The sequence below is a fragment of the Acinetobacter larvae genome (assembly GCF_001704115.1).
Taxonomy (GTDB): domain Bacteria; phylum Pseudomonadota; class Gammaproteobacteria; order Pseudomonadales; family Moraxellaceae; genus Acinetobacter; species Acinetobacter larvae.
In genome coordinates, this window is sequence record NZ_CP016895.1 from 992,139 (window position 1) to 1,014,479 (window position 22,341).

19 protein-coding genes, 1 tRNA gene and 2 pseudogenes are annotated in these 22,341 nt (G+C 40.4%); 8 read left to right on the forward strand and 14 right to left on the reverse strand.

Annotation, left to right across the window (positions count from 1 at the left end; genetic code table 11):
- Window positions 1-4: 4 nt before the first annotated feature.
- The 4 genes from cysW to BFG52_RS04475 form a co-directional block, all read right to left on the reverse strand.
- Complete coding sequence (gene cysW / locus BFG52_RS04460; RefSeq protein ID WP_067553082.1) at window positions 5-892, reverse strand: sulfate ABC transporter permease subunit CysW; 888 nt, start codon at window positions 890-892, stop codon at window positions 5-7.
- Window positions 889-1,725 carry a sulfate ABC transporter permease subunit CysT gene (cysT, locus tag BFG52_RS04465; RefSeq protein ID WP_067553084.1) on the reverse strand — a complete coding sequence of 279 codons (837 nt, stop codon included), beginning with the start codon at window positions 1,723-1,725 and terminating at the stop codon, window positions 889-891. Before cysT ends, cysW begins: the two co-directional genes overlap by 4 nt.
- A gap of 116 nt (window positions 1,726-1,841) precedes the next feature.
- Window positions 1,842-2,450, reverse strand: coding sequence for an RBBP9/YdeN family alpha/beta hydrolase (locus tag BFG52_RS04470; RefSeq protein WP_067553086.1), 609 nt, complete (start codon window positions 2,448-2,450; stop codon window positions 1,842-1,844).
- Between the two features lie 36 nt (window positions 2,451-2,486).
- Complete coding sequence (locus tag BFG52_RS04475; RefSeq protein WP_067553088.1) at window positions 2,487-3,494, reverse strand: sulfate ABC transporter substrate-binding protein; 1,008 nt, start codon at window positions 3,492-3,494, stop codon at window positions 2,487-2,489.
- 160 nt (window positions 3,495-3,654) lie between these two features.
- On the opposite strand from BFG52_RS04475, the gene pabC reads away from it, so the two are divergent.
- The 5 genes from pabC to BFG52_RS04500 all read left to right on the forward strand — a co-directional run bounded on the left by pabC (window position 3,655) and on the right by BFG52_RS04500 (window position 7,513).
- Complete coding sequence (gene pabC / locus BFG52_RS04480; protein ID WP_067553090.1) at window positions 3,655-4,491, forward strand: aminodeoxychorismate lyase; 837 nt, start codon at window positions 3,655-3,657, stop codon at window positions 4,489-4,491.
- Window positions 4,492-4,507: 16 nt separating this feature from the next.
- Window positions 4,508-5,563, forward strand: a complete 1,056-nt coding sequence (mltG, locus tag BFG52_RS04485; RefSeq protein WP_067553092.1) for an endolytic transglycosylase MltG — start codon at window positions 4,508-4,510, stop codon at window positions 5,561-5,563.
- Window positions 5,564-5,565: 2 nt separating this feature from the next.
- On the forward strand, window positions 5,566-6,180 hold the full coding sequence (gene tmk / locus BFG52_RS04490) for a dTMP kinase (RefSeq protein ID WP_067553094.1): 615 nt from the start codon (window positions 5,566-5,568) through the stop codon (window positions 6,178-6,180).
- 131 nt (window positions 6,181-6,311) lie between these two features.
- Complete coding sequence (locus BFG52_RS04495; protein ID WP_067553096.1) at window positions 6,312-6,704, forward strand: hypothetical protein; 393 nt, start codon at window positions 6,312-6,314, stop codon at window positions 6,702-6,704.
- An 8-nt stretch (window positions 6,705-6,712) separates the two neighbouring features.
- Window positions 6,713-7,513, forward strand: a complete 801-nt coding sequence (locus tag BFG52_RS04500) for a helix-turn-helix domain-containing protein (protein WP_067553099.1) — start codon at window positions 6,713-6,715, stop codon at window positions 7,511-7,513.
- Between the two features lie 117 nt (window positions 7,514-7,630).
- Here BFG52_RS04500 and nadB read toward each other — a convergent pair whose 3' ends face one another.
- The gene (gene nadB, locus BFG52_RS04505; protein ID WP_067553101.1) at window positions 7,631-9,274 is read right to left on the reverse strand and encodes an L-aspartate oxidase; all 1,644 of its coding nucleotides are present in this window, start codon (window positions 9,272-9,274) and stop codon (window positions 7,631-7,633) included.
- Window positions 9,275-9,688: 414 nt separating this feature from the next.
- On the opposite strand from nadB, the gene BFG52_RS04510 reads away from it, so the two are divergent.
- The 3 genes from BFG52_RS04510 (at window position 9,689) to BFG52_RS04520 (ending at window position 14,553) form a co-directional block, all read left to right on the forward strand.
- Window positions 9,689-11,080 (forward strand): Do family serine endopeptidase, encoded by a 1,392-nt coding sequence (locus BFG52_RS04510; protein ID WP_067553103.1) that lies wholly within the window; start codon window positions 9,689-9,691, stop codon window positions 11,078-11,080.
- 420 nt (window positions 11,081-11,500) lie between these two features.
- Window positions 11,501-13,699, forward strand: coding sequence for a TonB-dependent siderophore receptor (locus tag BFG52_RS04515; RefSeq protein ID WP_067553105.1), 2,199 nt, complete (start codon window positions 11,501-11,503; stop codon window positions 13,697-13,699).
- Window positions 13,700-13,902: 203 nt separating this feature from the next.
- Entirely contained in the window at window positions 13,903-14,553 is a 651-nt protein-coding gene (locus tag BFG52_RS04520; protein ID WP_157758068.1) for a DUF6348 family protein, read from the forward strand.
- A 456-nt stretch (window positions 14,554-15,009) separates the two neighbouring features.
- Here BFG52_RS04520 and BFG52_RS04525 read toward each other — a convergent pair.
- From BFG52_RS04525 to BFG52_RS04565, 9 genes and pseudogenes are all read right to left on the reverse strand, one after another.
- Window positions 15,010-15,204 (reverse strand): annotated as a pseudogene (locus BFG52_RS04525) (hypothetical protein); the annotation flags it as partial.
- Between the two features lie 14 nt (window positions 15,205-15,218).
- Window positions 15,219-16,841 carry an IS66 family transposase gene (gene tnpC, locus BFG52_RS04530; protein WP_067559128.1) on the reverse strand — a complete coding sequence of 541 codons (1,623 nt, stop codon included), beginning with the start codon at window positions 16,839-16,841 and terminating at the stop codon, window positions 15,219-15,221.
- Window positions 16,842-16,915: 74 nt separating this feature from the next.
- Complete coding sequence (gene tnpB / locus BFG52_RS04535) at window positions 16,916-17,251, reverse strand: IS66 family insertion sequence element accessory protein TnpB (RefSeq protein WP_067553109.1); 336 nt, start codon at window positions 17,249-17,251, stop codon at window positions 16,916-16,918.
- Window positions 17,248-17,640 (reverse strand): transposase, encoded by a 393-nt coding sequence (locus BFG52_RS04540; protein ID WP_067553111.1) that lies wholly within the window; start codon window positions 17,638-17,640, stop codon window positions 17,248-17,250. The genes tnpB and BFG52_RS04540 overlap by 4 nt, the downstream gene beginning before the upstream one ends.
- A gap of 52 nt (window positions 17,641-17,692) precedes the next feature.
- A pseudogene (locus BFG52_RS04545) lies at window positions 17,693-17,914 on the reverse strand (hypothetical protein); the annotation flags it as partial.
- Window positions 17,915-18,068: 154 nt separating this feature from the next.
- Window positions 18,069-18,815 carry an IS5 family transposase gene (locus tag BFG52_RS04550; RefSeq protein ID WP_067553113.1) on the reverse strand — a complete coding sequence of 249 codons (747 nt, stop codon included), beginning with the start codon at window positions 18,813-18,815 and terminating at the stop codon, window positions 18,069-18,071.
- A gap of 292 nt (window positions 18,816-19,107) precedes the next feature.
- A tRNA-Arg gene (locus tag BFG52_RS04555) sits at window positions 19,108-19,183 on the reverse strand.
- A gap of 58 nt (window positions 19,184-19,241) precedes the next feature.
- Window positions 19,242-20,603 carry an amino acid permease gene (locus BFG52_RS04560; protein ID WP_067553115.1) on the reverse strand — a complete coding sequence of 454 codons (1,362 nt, stop codon included), beginning with the start codon at window positions 20,601-20,603 and terminating at the stop codon, window positions 19,242-19,244.
- Between the two features lie 137 nt (window positions 20,604-20,740).
- The gene (locus tag BFG52_RS04565; protein WP_067559130.1) at window positions 20,741-22,105 is read right to left on the reverse strand and encodes an amino acid permease; all 1,365 of its coding nucleotides are present in this window, start codon (window positions 22,103-22,105) and stop codon (window positions 20,741-20,743) included.
- Window positions 22,106-22,341: the final 236 nt, after the last annotated feature.

Below are 22,341 nucleotides of genomic sequence, written 5' to 3' on the forward strand. Positions count from 1 at the left end.
TGTACTACGAGATCGATTGATCTGCATCGTTATTTTGTTTTTCTTGGCGGAATTCAACCCAAGTTTTGAGCACTAAGGTGACGATTGCCAATAAAGCCAGCAATGAAGACACCGCAAAGGCTGCACTAAAGGTGTATTCGTTATATAAAATTTCAACATGTAATGGCAAGGTATTGGTCTCCCCACGGATATGTCCAGATACCACAGAGACAGCACCAAATTCACCCATGGCACGGGCATTACACAGAATGACACCGTAAATCAGCCCCCATTTGATATTGGGTAAGGTAACTTTCCAAAAGGTTTGCCAACCTGATGCGCCCAGCACGATCGCCGCTTCTTCTTCTTCACTGCCTTGTGCTTCCATCAAGGGAATCAGTTCGCGGGCCACAAAAGGCACGGTAATAAAGACAGTTGCCAATACAATGGCTGGGGTGGCATAAAGGATTTTGATATCGTGATCCATTAACCAGCCACCAAGCCAACCTTGGCTACCAAAGATCAAGACCAGCATTAAGCCTGCAATGACGGGTGAAACCGAAAAGGGCATATCAATGATCGTGGTGAGTATGGCTTTACCACGGAATTGATATTTGGCAACACACCAAGCTGCAGCGACCCCAAACACCATATTGAGCGGAACGGCAATGGCAGCAGTGAGTAATGTCAGCTTAACAGCAGAGAGTGTATCTGGGCTGACCAATGCACTAAAGTAAACTTCTAGACCTTGTTTAAATGCTTCTACGAATACTAAAATCAGTGGCAGCAATAGGCAGGCAGCGAAGAAGATTAATGCAATCGTGATCAGCACAATCCGTACCGCGATAGGTTCACGGGTGGCATCTCTAGACTGTAAACGTTCAGCAATATCGTGATGGCTATTGATACTCATCGTGCAGACCTCCCAGTACGTCGACTTGCCCAAGCTTGTACCACATTAATGAGCAATAAAATGGCGAAGGAAATCAGTAACATCACCACAGCAATGGTGGTTGCACCAGCATAGTCATATTCTTCTAAACGAGAAATAATCAATAACGGTGCAATTTCGGTTTTAAAGGGCTGATTCCCTGCAATAAAAATAACAGAACCATATTCACCGACACCGCGGGCAAAAGCTAAGGCAAAGCCGGTGAGCAATGCTGGAAATAAAATCGGTAAAATCACTTTGCAGACGATTTGCAAACGATTGGCACCTAATGCTGATGCTGCTTCTTCCAGTTCAGTCTCGATGTCGGCCAGTACCGGCTGCACGGTTCGGACTACGAAAGGAATACCAATAAAAATCAACGCTAAGGTAATCCCGATTGGAGTATAGGCAATTTGCAAGTTAAAAAAACTTTCCAAATATTGCCCAATCCAACCAGTAGGGGCATAGAGTGAAGTCAAGGCAATCCCGGCAACGGCTGTCGGTAGGGCAAAGGGTAAATCGACCAAGGCATCAATCAAACGTTTACCCGGAAAGCGATAGCGCACCAAACACCATGCCAACAACAGCCCAAAAATTACATTAATAAAAGCCGCTAATAGCGCAGTGCTAAAACTGAGCTGTAAGGCTTTTATAATACGTTGTGAACTGATGATGTCGAGAAAGCCGTCCCAACCAATTCCCAATGATTTGATAAAGACCGCAGATAGGGGAATCAGTACGATCAAAGATAAATATGCTAAGGTGAAGCCTAAGGAAAGACCAAACCCCGGCAGCACTCTGGATTGCTGCGCCATGTTGACTCCTCAAAATGAGAAAAGCTTATTGAAATCAATAAGCATATAAAGATATATCGTTGTGTTTAGCCCATGTGTGGGGCAGTGTAGATGCTGACCCAACAGGTTGTAAGTGCTTAGATGGCATATCTGAGATAGACATCCTGTTCTTCAACCGTACGATAAACAGATCTACGCGGTTGTTCATTGAGCAGGTGTTCAAAAATCTCAGGAAATGGACCAAAACCAGCAGCAACATTGATGTGCCCAACCTGACCTAGATTACGCGGTTGCAATTGCCAATGCTGTGCTAAGGCTCTGACATCTTGCTCAGCAAACCAAGGATCATTTTCACTCATGATCAGATCAGTTGCCACCGTGAGCTGAATGTCTCGAAAGTAATCTGCAAAATTCAGTTGCCCTGCTTGTGCAAAACCTTGTGCAGAAAAACGGCTGGGATTGGCGGGTGCAACCAAGACCATTTTTTTAACTTTATAAGCCAGTTCAGGATGTTGTGCTAAGGCTGCAACACTGGTCAAACAGCCAAAGCTATGGGCAATAATTTGTAAGCTATCAGGTGCATTTTTGACGGTATTCACCCAATGTTCAACCCAAGTAGATAATACTGGCGCCTGCCAATCTTTCTGCTCTACGCGTGAGCTAAACATCAGTTGCTGTTGTAACCATGTTTGCCAGTGATTGCTTTCACTGCCACCCACGCCTGGAACAATAATGCTGTGAATCATATCGTTACTCCTGATCGCATCCCCCGATGCAGCTGACTATTTCTGATTATTGGTTTTAATGATTTGATCAAAAATACCGTTATTATCGAAGTGTTGTTTTTGCACTTTTACCCAGCCACCAAATTCTTGATCAATTGTTACCAGTTTTAATGGTTTAAAAACATGTTGATATTGTTTAAGAATATTTTCATTGCGTGGTCGATAATAATGCCGTGCCGCAATATCCTGACCACGTGGTGAATACAAGAAATTGAGATAACCCCGTGCTAAGTTTTGATTGCCATGCTTTTGTGCATTTTTTTCAACAATGGCAACTGGTGGTTCGGCCAAAATTGACAAAGATGGTGTGATGATTTCAAATTTATTCGGTTGCTCACGGACTGCCAAATAGGCTTCATTTTCCCAAGCCAATAACACATCACCAATCCCACGCTCAGTAAAGGTGGTGGTTGCACCACGAGCACCAGAGTCTAGGACTTTGGTTTGTTTATAAATTTGCGTTACAAACTGCTGTGCTTTGGCATCACTACCATATTGATGTTTAGCCCAAGCCCATGCGGCTAGATAGTTCCAACGTGCACCACCCGAGGTTTTTGGGTTGGGAGTAATGATTTCTACCCCTGGTTTGACCAAGTCATTCCAGTCTTTGAGTTGTTTGGGATTGCCTTTACGCACCAAGAACACAATCGTTGAAGTATATGGTGTTGAGTTGTTTGGAAATTTCTTTTGCCAATCTTTGGGTAATAAATCGGTTTTGTCGGCAATGGCATCAATATCTGCTGCTAGTGCTAATGTTACGACATCGGCAGAAAGTCCATCAATCACGCCTCGTGCTTGTTTACCTGAACCACCATGTGATTGTTTGAAGTTGATTTGCTGCCCCGTACGGCTCTGCCAGTATTGAGAAAATTGCTTATTGACATCATCATAGAGTTCACGTGTAGGATCGTATGAAACATTGAGGAAATCTTTGGCTGCAAAAGTATAGGAAGACGCCGCAAGTAATGCGCTAACAAGTGCGAGTTTTATTTTAGAAATGTGCATAATACCGTGCCTATTATTGTTAAGCGAGCTAGGATGGATGCAGAATAACGCGACTCTTATTGCGTAAAAAATAATAAAAAACGAATTTTATATCACAAAAAAAGATTTGTGATAGGGCGGTTGGGAAAGTGATTTATTTGAATTTACTGGAATTTTTTATATGGTCTATGCTTTTAAAAATGCTGAGCCGGTACAAGAGTTGTCTATCGCCGCACGCGGCTTTCATTATGGCGATGGTTTTTTTACCACGGCGCGTCTGTGTAACAACCATTGGCAATTACAAGTACGTCATCTACAGCGTCTACAGCATGCAGCGCAGCGTTTATTTATGGAGGTAGATCTTCAATATATAGATCAAGCAATTTTAAAATTAAAACAGCAGCTCGGTATATTGAACGGTACTTTAAAAATTGTGATTAGTCGTGCTGAGGGACAACGTGGCTATGCATTTGATCGGGCAAGCTTGGCAGATGTTTATGTGCTTTTTTATCCACAAGTTGCCTTCCAACAAACAGATGTTCAGCACACTCCTACCGTGCAGTTTATACAAAGTGGTTTACTCGAACAGCGTTTGGGGCTATGTATGCCACAATTACGAGGGTTAAAAACGTTGAATCGGCTTGAACAGGTGTTGCTGCGGCATGAGGCAGATCACCGGCAATGGTCTGAGGCTTTGGTGGGCGATCTGCATGGCTATATTGTGGAAGGTGTGAGTAGTAATTGTTTTTTACGCATCAATAATCAATGGATTGCACCAGAACTTCGTTATAATGGCGTGCAAGGTGTTATGCAAGATGAAATTTTGGCAAGAATGCAGCAACAGCAGATCGCGTGTCGGCGTGAGTATGTAAAGATCGAAGATCTGCAGCAGCTGCAAAGCTTATTTTTCTGTAATGCATTATCTGCTATGAAAATCGTTACGCATTTTCAGCAACAAACTTTAGAAACAGCCGCTTGTCTGCAACTGTTTCAAGACTTAAAACTCGATCAACTTTAAACCTTTATTAAATTTTATGGCTCAATCCAAATTGAAGAAACAACCGAATCAAGTGAAATCCAAAGCATGGATCACCAGAAGTGCGGTCTTTATTGTGCTTGTCGTATTACTGGTCATCGTGGTATTGCGTCTGAGTTTATTCCAAGTTTACCCTGTACATGGGACGAAAGAGAGTTTGGTCATCCGTTCGGGAGATAATTACAGCGCGTTTATTGATCGACTTGCTGCTGAAAACAAAGTTAAATTCCCAATGATTTTAAAGTTGTATCGTAAGTTATTTATTCATGAGAGTATGAAAGCTGGTGTATATGAAGTGCCTAAGGGCATGACCATACAACAACTGCTTGAATTATTATCGAATGCTGAAAATGCCTATATGACACGTCTTTTGATTATTGAGGGGACCACAACGAAGCAGCTACTACAAAGCCTGCAAAAAGATCCCAATATCGTCAAAACCTTAGATTATAAAAATCATGCCAGTATCATCAAGGCGTTGGGTGTACCTTATTCCCATCTTGAGGGGATATTTGCACCCAATACGTATTTTTATGACAAGGGCAGCAGCGATCTTGAAATCTTAAAAGATTTATATCAGCGCCAAATGAAAATTTTGGATGAGGCATGGCAAAAACGTGCAGCAGACTTGCCTTATAAAAATAAATACGAAGCCTTAATTATGGCGTCTATTATTGAAAAAGAAACCAGCCTAGATCGTGAATTAAACAAAGTTTCAGGGGTTTTTGTCCGCCGTTTAAAACTGAATATGCGTTTACAAACAGATCCAACCGTGATTTATGGCATGGGAGAACGCTATCAGGGTAAAATCACCCGCCAAGATTTACGTACCGCAACACCTTATAATACCTATACTATCCATGGTCTACCGCCAAGCCCAATCGCTTTGGCGGGTAAAAAAGCCATTGAAGCTGCCATGCATCCAGATCAATCACAAAATCTTTATTTTGTTGCAACGGGCAATGGCGGACATACCTTTAGTCGCAACTTAGATGATCACAACCGTGCTGTACAAACTTATATTCAAGTGATGCGCGCCAAAAAGCAGGAGTAACCATGTTTATTAGTTTTGAAGGCACTGAAGGTGTGGGCAAAAGTACCTTGATTGTCAAACTACATGCTTTTTTACAGGCGCAGCAGCGAGAGGTGGTCTTAACCCGTGAGCCGGGTGGAACACCGCTGGCTGAGCGTATTCGTAGTTTATTATTAAGCACTGAACAGCAAGAAGATATTCACTACGATACCGAGCTATTATTGATGTATGCTGCACGCGCACAACATTTGGCGCAAGTGATTTTACCTGCATTGCAGGCAGGAAAGATCGTATTATGTGATCGCTTTTGTGATGCCAGCTATGCGTATCAATGTGCTGGTCGTGGTCTAAGTGCTGAGAAGTTACAGCTTTTAAATCAGCATTTTGTAGCGCGTTTGCCAGATCTTACTTTTTGGTTAGACGCGCCGGTTGATTTGGGCATGCAACGCGCGACACAACGTGGGGCTTTAGACCGTTTTGAACAAGAGAAACTGAGCTTTTTTAGTCAAGTCCGTCACGGCTATCAACAGTTACAACAACAAGAGCCTAGCCGCATTAAACGGATTGATGCCACCCAATCTGCCGAACAAGTCTATGCGGAAGCTTTACAACATATTCAACAGTTTGATGGTTTTTAATCGCAACATTTTGAGCAAAAATCCAGCCCAATCATTTTGGCTGGATTTCAAAATTGTTTGGCTGATATAGATAGTTAAGTAAAGTGCATTGTTGGTTAAGATAAGAATAATTCTTATCTGAGGGCTATGCCATGTATATTAGCGAAACACAAAATTTTCCAATTGTGAAAGTGGGTTTTCAAGAACAAGATGTGCTACCTTTTGACGAGAATATTGCGTATTTTGAAGCATTATTAGCCCGTCAAAGTCCCTTCGTCTTGTTGAGTGAAGGCCCATTTCCTGAACAACAACAAAGTCATGAAGAACGTAAGCAGATTGCTGCGTGGGTCAAACAAAAACGTGAACTGCTAAGTGAATATATCAAAGCGCATATCCATATCGAAGCGGATGAGCAAGTTCGTTTAGCTTCACAGAAAATGGCAAATAATTACGTTAAATTTTCTGGTTATCCAATGTTTATTGTGGCGGATCATGTCCAAGCACAGAAAATGATTGATTCACTGTTAGCAGGTGCTATGTATTAGGAGTATCTATGTCAGCAGAGATACAACCTTTTTTTGCTGATTTGATTGATCGCCCTGTGGTGATGGTCAAAATGGAAGAGCAGGTGCCTGACTGGGAGCTTGCCATGCATCAGCATCAAAAGAACCAATTTGTGGTCACGACACGTGGTTTAGTGACCATTGAAACTGCACGCGGGATTTGGGTTGTTCCTCCCAATAGCGCAATCTGGATTGCTGCAAATACGCAACATCAAGTTAAAAGCTATGGTTATTCATCTGGATATGTACTTTTTGTTGAACATATTGAGGCTTTTGCCACACAAGAACATATACAGATGTACCACTGCAGCAGCTTTTTAAAAGCGTTATTACAACGTATTGAGTCGGTTGAATATCACTATCATCAAGCCTCAGACCAATGTTTAATGCAGTGTTTGCTGGATGAAATAGCCGTTGCTGTACCGCAATCATTTTGTTTGAGAATGCCTGAAGCATCACGTCTAAAAAAGATTACCCAACATTTACTGCAACATCCTGCGGACCATTACACTTTAAAGCAATGGGCTGAAGTTTGTTGTATGAGTGAGCGCAGTATGACGCGGGCTTTTTTGGCAGCAACAGGATTGAGTATTAACCAGTGGCGCATCAAACTACATTCGATATTGGCACTACAATGGTTAATGGAAGGGGATACCGTACAGCAAATTGCTTATCGTCTAGGCTATGATAGCGATGCTTCTTTTATTGTGAGCTTTAAGAAAGTTATGCAGGTTTCACCGAAAAAGTATTTAAAGCAAAGTGCTACACCTCAGCTCGCTGTAGCGTCTTGAGTCGGTCTTTGCGATAAAGCTTTAGTTTTAAATGACTGTCTAGTCCTGAAATAAAAAACCTCTGGTTAAATAAAAAGCCCCAGTCCAATACAGTGTACTGGGGCTTTGCTTGGTGCGTTAGGCACTGAGATCCACGGCAATTAATTGCACAGATGTGTTCTGCGGGCTTAAAACAGTTTTATAACGTTCTGTCGCAAGTTCTGGATAATCCAAAGTATAATGCAGACCACGAGATTCTTTACGCGATAGAGCGCAGCGGACAATCATTTCGGCGACCAAGACCAGATTACGCAGTTCTATCAGATTTTTACTGACATGATAGTCTTGATAGTATTCGGTAATTTCGGTTTTGAGCATTTCTATACGATGCAATGCGCGTTGTAAACGCTTGGTGCTACGTACAATACCCACATAGTTCCACATGGTGGCACGTAACTCATCCCAGTTTTGTAGAATGACCACTTCTTCATCGGCATCACAGACTTGAGAATTGTCCCAAGCTGGGGGCTGAGGATAATCAAAGCGTTGATCAAAATGCTGTTGAATATGCTCTGCAGCACGGATGCCATAGACAAAACACTCCAAGAGTGAATTGCTGGCCATGCGGTTGGCACCATGTAAACCCGTATATGAGGTTTCCCCCACGGCATATAAACCAGCAAGATCGGTCTGACTGTTTTCATCAACCACCACACCGCCACAGGTATAGTGTGCTGCTGGTACCACAGGAATCATCTCTTGGGTAATATCAATACCCAGTTCAAGTAAACGAGCATATAGCGTTGGGAAATGTGAGCGGATAAAGTCTGCTGGTTTGTGGCGAATATCTAACCATACATGACGTATTCCTAAGCGTTTGATTTCATAGTCAATTGCTCTGGCAACGACGTCGCGTGGTGCCAACTCTGCGCGTTCATCGAAGCGCAACATAAAACGTTCGCCATCTGGCAGTCTTAAATAAGCACCTTCACCGCGCATGGCTTCGGTGATTAAGAATGCACGTGCTTGTGGATGATATAGGCAGGTCGGATGAAACTGATTAAACTCCATATTGGCGACGCGGCAACCCGCACGATAAGCCATGGCAATACCATCGCCTGTCGCAATATCTGGATTGGAAGTATACAGATAAGCTTTCATTGCACCACCACAGGCTAAGGTGGTAAAGGGAGCCAAGAAGGTATGCACTTGGTCGCTCTTTTCATCTAAAGCATAAAGCCCAACGATGCGGTGTGCTGTGCTTTGATCGGAAAACTTTGCTGCATCGATCAAGTCGATGGCAATATAGTTTTCAAAAATCTGAATATTTGATTTTTCCCGTGCACGTTGTACCAGCGTCGTGGAGATGGCTTTACCGGTCGCATCCGCTGCATGAATAATACGGCGCTGAGAATGCCCACCCTCACGTGTGAGGTGAAGCTGTTGGTCTTGGTCTAGGGTAAATTGCACGCCTTGTTGCAGCAGAAAATCGACAGCAGTTTGCCCGCCTTGTACGGTTTGTTGTACCGCTTGCTGCTCACATAAATTGACCCCAGCAATATGGGTATCATCTATATGTTGTTGCAAGGAGTCTTGTGCATCGAGTACCGCCGCCACACCCCCTTGAGCGAAGTAGGTGCTGGCATCGGTTAAATGCGATTTTGCCAGAATAGCAATTTTATAATGTTCGGGGAGAGACAAGGCCACACTTAAACCAGCACCGCCACTACCCACAATAATCACATCAAAATGATGTGTGTTGTGAAAATTAGACATGTCCATTAGCTAATTTGAGGAAAGTCTAATCATCACACTCTTTTTTGTCTTAAATTACAAGGGTAAACTGTATTTGAATTAGAACTAGTTCACATTAATATCCAAAAATTATTTAACTTAAAGAACTTAGCAGGAAATAATCAGAGTAAATGGCGCATTTTATTGACAGTGTCTAGATGCTGCGACCCAGTTTTACTCTAGGTTTTCGATATTTCAGATTACATACGATAAATTCGCAATTTCTTCAATTTATAATAAAAATTATCGAGTATCTTAGAACAGCTATAGCATGCTAAAAGTCTGGCAAAAAGCCAATAACATGTTGTTTTTTAAAAATATTGAAACATTTTTTTACTTAACAATAAAATTGAATGTGTTACAACAATTTTATTCACATCTTTATTTATAGGTTCATTTTTCATGAGAAATCGTTATCTACAAAAAGGAATGTATGCTGCTGTTTTCACAGTTGCTGCTCAAGCTGCTCAAGCCGCTACACCTGTAGACTTCTCCAATTTGGTTGAACAGGTCAGCCCTGCTGTTGTCAGTGTCAATGTGGTGAAAAAACTTTCTCAAGAAGAATTATTGCAGCAGCAAGTTCCTGAAATTTTAAAAAGATTCTTTGGTAATCAAATTATTGTCCCACAACAGCGTGCACCGCAAGAAAAGACTTCATATGGCAGTGCTTTTTTCATTAGTAAAGATGGTTATCTGATTACCAACCATCATGTGGTGCAAGATGCTTCGAAAGTTACCATTATTCTCAATGATCGCCGTGAGATCGATGCCAAAGTTGTCGGCAGTGATCAACGCACGGATGTCGCCTTATTAAAAGTTGAAGGGCAGGGTTATCCATCTTTAAATATTGGTAATGTAGATCAACTCAAAGTTGGACAACCGGTACTCGCGATTGGTTCGCCTTTTGGTTTTGATTATTCTGCCTCAGCAGGGATTGTCAGTGCTAAATCACGGAATATGATGGAAGAAACGTCAGTACCTTTTATCCAAACCGATGTCGCGCTAAACCCCGGAAACTCTGGTGGTCCGTTATTTAACCAAAATGGTCAAGTGATCGGGGTGAACTCACGGATTTTTAGTGGTACAGGCGGTTATATGGGCTTGTCTTTTTCTATTCCCATTGATGTTGCAATGGATATTGCCGATCAATTAAAGAAAAATGGTAAAGTAACCCGTGCATATTTGGGCGCGTCATTCCAAGATATCGATCGCAATCTTGCAGAGGCTTATAAGCTCGCTAAACCCGAAGGATCATTGATTACCCAAGTCAATCCTGACTCACCGGCTGCCAAAGCAGGATTAGAAGCTGGCGATGTCATTATGAAATATAATGGTAGTCCGATTTCGCGTACTGCGGATTTACTTAACTTCTTAAACCGCACTACACCGCAACAAAATATCCAATTAGAAGTATTGCGTAATGATAAATCACGTGTGATCAATGTCACCTTGGCACGTGCATTGGATGATACACCCGCCAAAGGAGAAGCGGGTCAAGTGACTAAGGCTCGTAAAGGACCAACCTTAGGTGTTGCAGTACGTGAATTGTCAGATGTAGAGAAATCACGTTTAGGAATAAAAGGTGGTGTGTTAATTCAAGATGTTACGCGTGATGGCTTGGCTGCACAGTCTCGTATGATGCCAGGTGATGTGGTAACTCAGATTAATGAGACTAAAATTACGACCTTAGATGACTTCATTAATGCAGTTTCTGAGTTGAAAAATAATACCGTTGCTCGCGTGGCGATAATTCGTAATGGGCAGCATGGAATGGTGGGACTCAGAGTTAAATAAATTTAATTTTTGATCGAAACCCAGTTTTAGACTGGGTTTTTTTATGGGAACTTGTTAGATGCGCTATACGTTGCTCAGTGCCTGTGGGAGTTTGTATTGTTGAGCATGCTTAGTTAGAAAGCTACATTTAAGTTATTAAAAATAAAAAGTAAATCTTTTATTCAAAAATTAATAAACAATATCAATGGTATTGCTTGATAAACACCCCTATAATTGAGAATAATTCTTGTTAACTCTCCTTAACAGTATTTGCTGATGATTTATCGATGTTCTCTGCTCAAGTTTTGCAGCGTGAAACTTGCAGATTTTTTAGCCGTGATGAGCATAAGCGCCGGGTTTTGTTAGCATTAAAACAATCATTCATCCTATTTGACTTAAATTTTTTAAAAATTAATCTACCCCATAATGAGTTGATATCTTATGTCATATCGAAAACTATCTGATCTTAAAAAGAAACAACTGTCTAGAGCCATTCAGCTATTGATGCTGGGTAGCATCGCAGGATTTGCGAGTAGTCTTTTACATGCTGCTGTAGAAGACCTTGCTGTGGTAAAAAATAGTACAGAGGTACAAGAACTCGAAACCATTACTTTACAAGCCAATCAACTTGGAGAAATCACAGAAAATTCTGGCACATATTCACCGGGTAGTATTGCAACAGCAACACGCTTGGTGCTAAAGCCGAAAGAAACACCGCAAAGTATTAGCGTGATTAACCGTCAGGAAATGGATGATTTCAATCTGACCTCGATTGATGATGTGATGAACCACACTCCAGGTGTGAGTGTCGTGACCTATGACAGTGAACGCACTGAGTATAATTCCCGTGGTTTTGCCATACAGAATTTTCAGTATGATGGCATTCCGATGCGACGAGATTCATCTTATTCAGCGGGAAATACTTTAAGTGATACCGCGATTTATGACCGCATTGAAGTATTAAAAGGTGCCACAGGATTATTGACCGGCATAGGTGATCCCGGTGCGACGATCAATCTTATTCGTAAAAAACCAACGCAAGATTTACAAGGACATGTTTCCTTAGGGATAGGCTCTTGGCATAAATATCGTGCTGAGCTTGATGTGAGTGGACCATTAAATCAACAGGGCAGTATTCGTGCCCGTGGTGTGGCGGCATATCAATATAAAGAATCACAGTTGGATCGTTATGAACGTAAAACTCCTGTTTTTTATGGAATTGTAGAAGCAGATTTGAGCGATCGGACCTTATTGACCATTGGTGCGGATTATCAGGATTCCAAGCCGAAAAACTCAACCTGGGGAGGCATCCCGATTTATAATGCCAAGGGCGAGTTTAATGATATGCCGCGGCATTTTAACAATGGTGCGCGTTGGAGTTATTGGGAGCAGTATACGCGAACCATTTTTGCAACTTTAGAACATCAGTTTGAGCATGATTGGGTCGCGAAATTACAGCTCAATCATCAAATTAATGGTTATGATACAGCACTGGGTGCTCTGGCTGCTGGGCATCCCAATCCAGTTGATGGCGCGGGTACCAGTATGTGGGCTGGACGTTATATTGGTGAAACCAAAAGTGATGCTGCAGATATTTATGTGACTGGACCTTTTCAGTTATTTGGTCGCACACATGAATTAGTATTGGGCGGTAATATTTCTAAAAGCACATGGAAAAATGATGGTTATGGACCAGAGCCGGGTTATAACACGCAATTTAATGATTATTATGGTTGGGTCGGTGATGTTCCTGAGCCGAATTGGTCACAGGGCAGTCATTATGATAATCGTGAGACAACACGACAAAATGGTCTTTACGCTACATCACGTTGGCATGTTTTAGATGATCTTAAAATTATTTTAGGTGGACGTATTGCCAATTATAAATCTGAGCAAGTGAAGAAATCTGGAATTTTTGTACCTTATATCGGTGCCGTATATGATTTGAATGACAACTTTGCTTTGTATGGCAGTTATACCACGATTTTTAATCCACAGTCGAAGCAAGATCGCGATGGTAAAAGCTTAGATCCTTTAGAAGGGCAGAACTATGAAGTCGGACTAAAAGGAGAGTTTTATAATGGGCGTCTCAATACCAGTTTGGCCTATTTTCAGTTGAAGCAAGATAATTTTGGTGTAGAAATTCCAGGTGTATTAACACCTTCTGGCGGCACAGCTTATCAAGCGATATCAGGCGTAAAAACCAAAGGCGTTGAATTAGAAATTACTGGGGAAATTCTACCGCAATGGAATTTGCATGCTGGCTTTAACCATAAAATTTCTAAGCAACAAGGCGAAAAAGTTTCGACTTTAACACCTGAAAATGAATTTACTTTATATAGCAGTTATAAAATGGACCCTTGGGTTGCTGGGCTGACATTGGGCGGGGGGGTACGTTGGCAAGATAAAACTTGGGGGCAGGTGAGTAATCCTATCTATAGCCAACAGGTTAAACATGTGGTTGATGATTATTGGGTTGTTGATGCAATGGCTAATTATAAAGTAAATGATCAATTGGCTTTGAGCTTTAATATTAATAACCTTTTAGATGAAAAATATTACACCATCTTTAGCTGGTATAGCACTTATACTTGGGGTGAAGGGCGCAATTATAATCTAGGATTAACCTATAAGTTCTAGCAGGAAAGCAAACATGCTGTGGGTCATATTTTTGCATAGGCAGCATGTTTGCTTGGTTTTGTTTGGTTAAAAAAAACAATGCTTTAGAAGTGCACGGAATTCTCTATAAAACTATCAATAAAATAATCAATAAAATAAGCAGTTGACTGTTCAAATGGAATCAAGGTTAAATAAAAATAATTTTAATTATGGCATTTTATGTGATGCGGTCTTTTCCAGTTATTGAGCCCCTACAACAATTATTTGACCAGCATGCAATTCCTTATACTATGGAAGAGGATTGGTTGGTTCCATATCATGATTTTGAGCAATATCCCGCTATTCGGATGTTATGGTTTCCCTACGATACAAATGGTTGTTTACAAGTAGAAGTATTCCACTCAGATCAAACCCTTATGATTGAGTGTTTTGCTGGTATTGGGGAGAGTAGTGATGAAGCGATTCCAGATGCGCTGAAAAATTTTTGTATTAATTCATTCCATGTTTTTGCGGTAGCCTTTTGGGGATTAAAACCCGATGACCAAGTTGATGTTATACAGTGGCAGATACAAGATAAAAACTATACGGTGTACCTTGGTGCAATGGGTACGCGCTTAATCAATTTAGACACTTTTCCAGAATTACCCAACCATTGGTTCGAGCAACTTCAGGCACAAATCGAGCAAGAATCTGATTTAGATCATTTGGCTTGGTTTAGATTATTTGTAGGCAATAATCAGGGGGAGTTAACTGTTGAAGTATTAAAAAATAACGATGTTTGGGATGAGATGCAGAATACCATGTGTAAATTAGATTGGGTACTAGCTGATGGTTATTATAGTATTCGTCAGTTTATGATTTTAAAAGAAAATTAGAGTGAAAATGATTTTATTTGCTTGACATACTAAAGTAACAAAAACTTTTAAATGTATTTTGTTCCAGTTTTTAGCCATTTTAGCAGTACCATTTTAGAAGTAGTTTAGCATTTCCTTGCGGTACTTCTAAAGTTACTGCTAAAAGATCAGGTTATGTTGGCTTCGCATAGATTATCTCATGCAGGAGGTAAGAATTTATCCTCGGAATGAGGGCAAACTTACACACTTCAAACAGTGGCAAAAGTAGCTGACGGACACGCAGCTGATGTCATAAGGTTGTGGGAGGGGTGGTCTAAATAGTTTAGCTTGTCTTTACAATAAACCTGAAATCATATAAACGAGAAAAAACACCTTATTCAAAGGGATAATGTGTTTGGATATAGCTTAAATATTTGATTTAAAATATATAATTAACTTGGTTTTGTATAAGGTGTATTATGTTAGTTTTAGGAGAACTTAATCATCATAAGTCAGATCATCTTCATCAATATTAATAAAATCAGGCTTAGGGTCAACATTAAATTGAACAACAGAAATTAATTTTTTTCCTAAAATTTGGGCTTTCCCAACCCTATGCATGCCATCCATTAATCTCCCTTGCGAACATAGAATAATAGGATAAGCTAAATCAGCTTCCTGAATTAATGTAAGCATCCGACCAAGCCCTATTGATTTTCTAGGGCTTGCCAGTTATGCGGTAATAACTGTTCGATATGTTTCATTTTATGCGTCGGTAGGCGCTTAAGTACATCACTTAAATAAGCAGATGGATCTAAGCCATTAAGTTTCGCAGATTGAATTAACGTCATGATGTTTGCTGCACGTTGACCGCTACGTAATGACCCTGCAAATAGCCAGTTTTTTCTGCCTAAAGCCCAAGGACGCATCTGATTCTCTATCCAGTTATTACATATAGGTAGATCACCATCATCCAAATAGCGTGTTAATGCAGGCCAACGTTTGAGGCTATAATTAATCGCCTTAGCTGTAGATGAACTCGGAGGAACTTTAAGCTGATGCTCTTTGAGCCAGTCATAGAGTTGCTGCATGATCGGTTGACTATCTTGTTGCCTTCGCTGTCTTCGTTGTTCTACTGTACAGTTTGGTACCTCTCTTAATTCTGTTTCAACTTGGTAGAGCTGTTGAATCAGTAAAAGGGCTTGTTCAGCAATTAGACTTTTACCACTCACATGCAGTTCATGGAATTTACGACGGGCATGGGCCATACAACCAATCTCAGTGATCTGACCCGAAGTAAAGCGTGCTTTATAACCACTATAATCATCACAAACCAGTTGTCCTTGCCATGTCCTAAGGAAATCTGCAGCATGTTGCCCCGATCTGCTTGGCTGAAAGTCATAGATCACAGCTTGAATAGGACTAAATTGCGTGCTGGCATAAGCCCAGACATAGCCCTTTTTCGGTTTTTTCTCACCAATTTGCATAACCGTTACAGGCGTTTCATCAGCATGAATGACACGGTGTTGTAATAGAACGTGTTTTAATGCATCAACCAACGGTTCAAGCTCTATACCACAGCGACCGATCCAGTCAGAGAGTGTTGAACGAGATAAATCAACACCGACACGCTGATACATCAAACGCTGACGATACAGAGGTAAGTGATCTGCATATTTAGAAACCAAAACATGGCTGAGTAACTCAGGTGCAGCAATCCCTTTATCAATCACATAGGCGGACATCGCTTGCTGAGTCAGAGTATCGCACTGATCACAGACCCATTTACCACGGACATGTTGTTCTTTATAAAACTGTGCCGGTCTGAAATTCAGTTTTTCACTGACATCTTCACCGATACGACGGAGTTGGCAGCCACATGCGCATTGGGTTGATGTAGGTTCATGCTCAATGCGGACTGTTTCTAAGTGTTCTGGCAACTGGCGACGTTTAGGTGTATTGGCTTTGGCTTTCTGTGTTTTTAGATCGGTTTTATCTGCATTTAACCGTTCCAGTTCTAAATCGACAGCAGCGATATCTTCTTCAACAGCTTCATCCCACAGATGGATTTGCTTTGTAGTGAGATGTTCATTTTTACTGCCGAATTTATGTTTTTTAAATAGTGCGAGCTCATGCTCATATTTTTTATTGAGCACTGAAAGGTGTTGATTATGGACTTCAAGATGTTGGTTTAATACTTCAAGGTTTTGGATTTTAACGTCTAATTGTTGGTTGCTTCGGACTATCTTTTGATGCTGCACGGCCAACTGTCTGGTAAATTCTAGCAGTTGTTCATGGGTGAGTTGGCTTAAATCAGGCATCGTATTCATGGGCATAGTATGCCTCAAATAATGAATACGATGAAATAGAACCTTTGGAGAATAGCAGAATGCCTGAGTTTGGTTTAGAGCATGGTGACCACTTGCTGTCGACCAATGCGCTGCCAAGGCAAACCTTGAATTAATGCCTGTAATTGCTCTGCATTAAGCGAGATGTTTTCTCCTTGATGCTGCCCAGCCCAGTGAAACTTACCTTGTTCAAGTTTTCTAGCACATAACCAAATACCGAATCCGTCATGGACGAATACTTTCATGCGATCCCCACGCTTATTGCAGAATAGATAGGCACAGTGTGGTTTAATACAGCCAAAAGCCTTGAGCACTTGCGTCATTAACGTATCAGCACCAACACGCATATCCATCGGCTGGGTCGAGAGCCAAATTTCATCAATTTTAATCATGACATAAGCCGAGTAATAAAAAGGCTGAGCTCGGTTGCTGACTCAATAGGCCATTCTAAAATCACAGGATATGAGTGATTTTCTGGATTCGGTAGTTCAATACGAATGACCTTATTCAGTCTTTGCTTTTGATCAGGTGCCATATTCAAAGGAATCGAAATAAATTCAGCCTGAGGATTTACTTGTTCTGAAATGAGTTCTTGCTGTTTGGCTTTATGTCGCCATTTATAAAGCGTATTTTCATGAATATCATGAAGCTTAGCAATCTCGTTAATCGATGCATTTGGCTGTTTGCAAAGTTTAAGTATTTCGGCACGTTCAGCTGGACTATATATTTTACGGGCTTTTCTGAATTTTGTTGATGCAGAATTTAGGGTTTCTGAAGTCATGATAAATACCTATAAATGAATATAGGCACTATCTAAAAAATCTGATGTAATTTAAAGGGGCGTTCACCGGATGCTTACGAATTAATTGCATGTGTTCAATGATTTCTTGAGTTGTTGGATGGGAATCTGGATACCAATACGCCTCTTCTAATTCCCTAATTTCTGATAGTGGAATTTCTTTCACCTTAAAATTTTTAGTTAGCTTTACTAGATTATGTACATCCCAAATATAGATATCATTTCCAACTTTCCTAAAATGATATTGCTTTCTCATAAAGTTAAAACCAAATTATAAATACAAAATGTATTAAACCATGAAATTTCCCATTAACCTAAAGAGTAACGATGTTGGAAACTGACCGATTAATATCAAGGCAATGGAAAGAAAGTGATTAGGGTGTGTTGACATTTACAGTCGATAAATTGATCTAAAGAGGCAACCAAATATAGATACAAGCTAAGGCAACAGCACTTTGATAATTACGCTTTAGCTTGTCATATCGTGTAGCAACTCCTCTGAACTGTTTCAATCTGCAGAATGTATTCTCAACTAAGTGCCTGATTTTATACATATACCAGTCCATATAATCATTACTAGATTTTGTGTTGGATTTTTTAGGAATGTTCGCTTTTGTTTTAGTCGCTTCAATTTGATTTCTCAGACTTTCAGAGTCATAACCTTTATCAGCACATAGTATTTCTGATTCAGTCAAATCCAGTTTTGATACTAGGGCTGGGGCAATTTTTATGTCATGAGATGTCCCGTCAGAAATAATAAAGTCTATTGGATTACCATTAGAATCAGTTGCTAAATGTATTTTAGAGCTATTACCACCGATACTTTTAGAAATGTCTTGATGCTTAATTCCTGCTGAATGTTGATGTGCTCTGACGTGACTGCCATCAATAAAAATCCATTCTTTGTCAGCATGTTTACTAAATAACTTAAATATATTCATAAGCTTATCATTTTTAGACCAACGATTATATTTTTTAAAGATTGAATTATGATTACCAAATTCTTTAGGTAAATCTCTCCAAGGACATCCCGTTCTAATACGAAATAAGATGGCTTCAATAAAATTTCGTAAATTTAATTTGAGATAAATATTAAAATGTCTGAAAATAGATTTTAACTTAGACCAGTGTTGATCATTTAACATTGTACGAGGCATAGCGAGTGTAAAATTACGTTTGGCGATTTGATTTTACTACCTCGCTATTTTTTTAGGCAACAAATGTCAACAGACCCTATTCACTTTAAAAAAAACACCCTTGTCCTGAACTATTGATCCTAGCCATTTTAGGAGTACAGTTTTAGCGATCTAATGTGAGTACTCTATTATGTACTCTTAATAAAATCAAATTATGCCGTACTATGTCGTACAAACACATTTGTTTTATTAGGGAAACTATTGAATATCAAAGGCTATGGTAGACATTGTCGTATTTCTACATAACTTCTTATGGTACGCTCTGCGGGACTCGAACCCACATCGGTCGCTTAGGAGGCAACTGCTCTATCCCGTTGAGCTAAGAGCGTTTAATGCGCATAATGTAACGGAAAACAGCCTAAAACAAAAGCACTGTTTTCCACATTTTTAAGGGCGGCGTTTATTGGCTTGTAAGACTAAATACACTAGATAAACCAGCATAATCCAAATGGGTAAAAGTTTTACAGATAAAGCAAAGCCTTGTGTCCACATAATATACAAAATAAGTGCAATGAATAATAAAATAATATAATTACTCAGTGGTGACCAAAGCGCAGGAAATTTGCTGTTTATCTGTTGCTGTTTGATTTGGCGTTTAAATTTTAAGTGAGTAATGGTGATTAATGCCCAATTCAAGATTAGACCCGTGACAGAGACATACATGAGTAAACTCAATGCATTCTCAGGGACAAAGTAATTGAGTAACACACAGCCAAATATGAGGACTGAAGAAAATAAAACTGCTGCAAAAGGTGCGCCTTGACGGTTTAATTGTTTAAATATTTTCGGAGCATTGCCTTGTTGTGCTAAGCCATAAAGCATACGGCTATTGGCATACATACAACTGTTATAAACAGACAGGGCAGCAGTTAAAATAATGAAATTGAGTAAATGCGCAGCCCAATGAATACCGAGTTGACTAAAAATAAAAACAAAAGGGCTTTTTTCTAAACCACCAAGTTCTAATTGGTTCCAAGGTACAAGTGATAATAAAATGGTGAGGGAACCTATATAAAATACTAGAATGCGCCAAACCACTTGATTAATTGCTTGAGGAATCGTTTTTTCTGGATTTTCTGCTTCAGCTGCTGTCATACCAATCAGTTCAATACCGCCAAAGGCGAACATTAAAAATGCCAGCATATAAAACAGACCGCTAAAACCATTGGGGAAGAAGCCACCGTGCTGCCATAGGTTACTGATACTGGCGCTGCTTGTGGGACCAGCTGTGATCAGTAGATATAAGCCAAAGGCAATCATGGCTAAGACAGCAACGACTTTGATAATCGCTAGCCAAAACTCAGATTCACCATAAAGTTTGACATTGGCGAAATTAATAATCGTCACCAAAACGAAGAAAAATAATACAGTAATCCATGTCGGTAGGTCGGGGAGCCAATACTGTATATATTTGGCAATCGCGGTAAGCTCCGTCATGGCGACTAAAATATATAAGATCCAGTAATTCCAACCGGCTAAGAAGCCAGCAAAGGGGTTCCAATAACGATCAGAAAAATAGCTTAATGATCCAGCAACGGGTTGGTGGACAATCATTTCTCCCAGTTGGCGCATGATTAAAAATGCAATGAAACCACCAATCGCATAGCCTAAAATAATCGAAGGTCCAGCAGTTTGAATGACATGTGCTGAGCCTAGAAATAATCCAGTGCCAATAGCGCCGCCCATGGCGATGAGTTGAATGTGGCGATTTTTCAAACCACGTTTTAAATGTGTTGTACTGTCAGTCACCGTTGGATTCCAATAAAGGGCTAAAGCATAAATACCATGTGCTGATTTAATCGCACAATTCCTATGTGCCGAAGCGAAATGCAGCAGATTGCGAGGGGGATATACAGCAGCACATCTTGTGGTATATCCCCAGAGGTTTATGTGGATTTTTTATTATGTCGTTGCATAAACCAATAGATGACGGCCATTAAAGCAATCCAGACTGGAATAAGTGCGACCGATTCTTGGAAGCCCATGATCCACATAATCACCAACAACATGACAATAAAAGCCAAAACGATATAGTTGCTGAGTGGTGAAAATAGCGCACGAAAGTTGGTCTGTACTTGATGCTTTTTATTATATTGGATAAATTTTAGATGGGTCAGTGCGATCAATGCCCAGTTTAAAACTAAAGTTGCAACGACGACATACATCAAATGGCTCAAAGCTTTTTCGGGGACAAAATAGTTAAGTAAAACACAGCCGAATATTAACAGGGCAGAGAACAGTACCGCTGGGATTGGAACACTACGTTTGTTTACTTTGGCAAAAATTTTAGGTGCATGCCCTTGTTGCGCCAAGCTATACAGCATACGGCTATTCACATACATACCGCTGTTATATACCGAGAGTGCTGCAGTTAAAATAATAAAGTTGAGTAGATTGGCCGCCCAATCGATGCCCAATTGACTAAAGATCATGACAAAGGGGCTTTTATCGAGGTCACCCAGTTGTAATTGATTCCAAGGCACCAGCGATAAAATAATCGTTAACGATACAATATAAAAGACTAAAATACGCCAAACCACTTGGTTAATCGCTTTAGGCATGACTTTTTTAGGGTTTTGTACTTCGGCGGCAGTCATACCGATGAGTTCGATACCACCGAAGGAAAACATTAAAAATGCCATCATAAAGAATAGCCCACCAAAGCCATTGGGGAAGAAGCCGCCATGTTCCCATAAATTGGTGATGCTTACACCTGAGCCGGGTGCTGGATCAACCAATAAATACAGACCAAATAAAATCATGGAAACAATGGCAACGACTTTAATAATCGAGAGCCAAAATTCAGATTCACCGTAGGTTTTTACATTGGCAAGGTTGACGCAAGTAATGGCAATAAAAAAGACCAATACCGAAATCCACGAGGGAATTTGTGGCCACCAGTACTGAATATATTTGGCGACGGCAGTCAGTTCAGTCATCGCCACTAAAATAAACATTAGCCAATAATTCCAGCCAGAGAGTAAACCTGGGAATTTACCCCAATATTTATTGGCAAAATGTGCAAAAGAACCTGCAACAGGCTCATGTACAATCATTTCACCGAGTTGGCGTAAAATGAGAAAGGCAATAAAACCACCAATGGCATAGCCTAAAATAATAGAAGGTCCAGCATTTTGGATAATCGTTGCAGAGCCGAGAAATAAACCGGTTCCGATGGCGCCGCCCATGGCGATGAGTTGGATGTGGCGATTTTTCAATCCACGATGTAATTGTTCTGTATCGTTGCTCAATGTCAATGGCTCAAGAAAGACTAATGAGGGGGATTGTAATAGATTGGTTGCGTTACGACTAGATACAAAGTCGTGCATTCGGAAACCCAAGCGTTTTTTAATGACCAATCCTTATAGATGGTTTAAGACTAAAGCCGCAGAGATTGAGCGTATTCATTCAGGTAAAAGCAGTCTAATATCTTCATATCAAACGCCATATTAAAAAATTACTCGGCTAGACTTTAGCACTGGCTGTG

What these genes read in the sequence shown, in the direction of transcription:
- cysW (WP_067553082.1), bottom strand. Translation starts at nt 892, where the DNA reads ATGAGTATCAATAGCCATCACGATATTGCTGAACGTTTACAGTCTAGA.
- cysT (WP_067553084.1), bottom strand. Translation starts at nt 1,725, where the DNA reads ATGGCGCAGCAATCCAGAGTGCTGCCGGGGTTTGGTCTTTCCTTAGGC.
- BFG52_RS04470 (WP_067553086.1), bottom strand. Translation starts at nt 2,450, where the DNA reads ATGATTCACAGCATTATTGTTCCAGGCGTGGGTGGCAGTGAAAGCAAT.
- BFG52_RS04475 (WP_067553088.1), bottom strand. Translation starts at nt 3,494, where the DNA reads ATGCACATTTCTAAAATAAAACTCGCACTTGTTAGCGCATTACTTGCG.
- pabC (WP_067553090.1), top strand. Translation starts at nt 3,655, where the DNA reads ATGGTCTATGCTTTTAAAAATGCTGAGCCGGTACAAGAGTTGTCTATC.
- mltG (WP_067553092.1), top strand. Translation starts at nt 4,508, where the DNA reads ATGGCTCAATCCAAATTGAAGAAACAACCGAATCAAGTGAAATCCAAA.
- tmk (WP_067553094.1), top strand. Translation starts at nt 5,566, where the DNA reads ATGTTTATTAGTTTTGAAGGCACTGAAGGTGTGGGCAAAAGTACCTTG.
- BFG52_RS04495 (WP_067553096.1), top strand. Translation starts at nt 6,312, where the DNA reads ATGTATATTAGCGAAACACAAAATTTTCCAATTGTGAAAGTGGGTTTT.
- BFG52_RS04500 (WP_067553099.1), top strand. Translation starts at nt 6,713, where the DNA reads ATGTCAGCAGAGATACAACCTTTTTTTGCTGATTTGATTGATCGCCCT.
- nadB (WP_067553101.1), bottom strand. Translation starts at nt 9,274, where the DNA reads ATGGACATGTCTAATTTTCACAACACACATCATTTTGATGTGATTATT.
- BFG52_RS04510 (WP_067553103.1), top strand. Translation starts at nt 9,689, where the DNA reads ATGAGAAATCGTTATCTACAAAAAGGAATGTATGCTGCTGTTTTCACA.
- BFG52_RS04515 (WP_067553105.1), top strand. Translation starts at nt 11,501, where the DNA reads ATGTCATATCGAAAACTATCTGATCTTAAAAAGAAACAACTGTCTAGA.
- BFG52_RS04520 (WP_157758068.1), top strand. Translation starts at nt 13,903, where the DNA reads ATGCGGTCTTTTCCAGTTATTGAGCCCCTACAACAATTATTTGACCAG.
- tnpC (WP_067559128.1), bottom strand. Translation starts at nt 16,841, where the DNA reads ATGAATACGATGCCTGATTTAAGCCAACTCACCCATGAACAACTGCTA.
- tnpB (WP_067553109.1), bottom strand. Translation starts at nt 17,251, where the DNA reads ATGATTAAAATTGATGAAATTTGGCTCTCGACCCAGCCGATGGATATG.
- BFG52_RS04540 (WP_067553111.1), bottom strand. Translation starts at nt 17,640, where the DNA reads ATGACTTCAGAAACCCTAAATTCTGCATCAACAAAATTCAGAAAAGCC.
- BFG52_RS04550 (WP_067553113.1), bottom strand. Translation starts at nt 18,815, where the DNA reads ATGCCTCGTACAATGTTAAATGATCAACACTGGTCTAAGTTAAAATCT.